The sequence below is a fragment of the Enterorhabdus sp. P55 genome, from assembly GCF_009911695.1.
Classification (GTDB): domain Bacteria; phylum Actinomycetota; class Coriobacteriia; order Coriobacteriales; family Eggerthellaceae; genus Enterorhabdus.
In genome coordinates this window covers 1-504 of record NZ_QWKK01000330.1, presented here as the reverse complement: position 1 = coordinate 504, position 504 = coordinate 1, and the positions used below count along the sequence as shown (strand labels likewise).

The 504-nt window shown below is 38.9% G+C and carries 1 protein-coding gene; it reads left to right on the top strand.

Annotated elements, in window-relative coordinates; genetic code table 11:
• Positions 1-25: 25 nt before the first annotated feature.
• Positions 26-504, top strand: a 479-nt coding sequence (locus D1643_RS11500) for an Asp23/Gls24 family envelope stress response protein (RefSeq protein ID WP_236643591.1), incomplete at its 3' end; no start/stop codon positions are given.

Sequence of the window (504 nt, the reverse complement as noted above, 5' to 3'; positions counted from 1 at the left end):
GTACTAGAAAGATATGGTGACTAATATGGCTAATACACAAAATCAAAATTTTCAAAAAGACATCAAAGGTAAACTCTCATACGATGACAAAGTCATTCAAAAGATTGTTGGAATGGCCCTTGAAAATGTCGATGGGCTCTTATCCGTTGAAGGTGGGTTCTTCTCTAATTTAACAGGTAAGATTATCAATAGTGACGATGCAACAAAAGGTGTTGACGTTGAAGTGGGTGAAACGCAAGTTGCCGTTGACCTTAAAGTCATTACTGAATACCGTAAACATGTCCCTGAAATCTATAAAGAAATTAAACGTGTGATCTCTGAAGAAGTGGCACGTATGACAGACTTGACCGTTGTTGAAGTCAATGTATCCGTTGTTGACATCAAGACAAAAGAACAACAAAAAGCTGACGATGAAACGCTTCAAGACAAAGTTACCCAAGCCGCTAAGGCAACAGGTAATAAAGCCTCAGACTTAAAAGATGACGCCAAAGACAAGCTCGATGG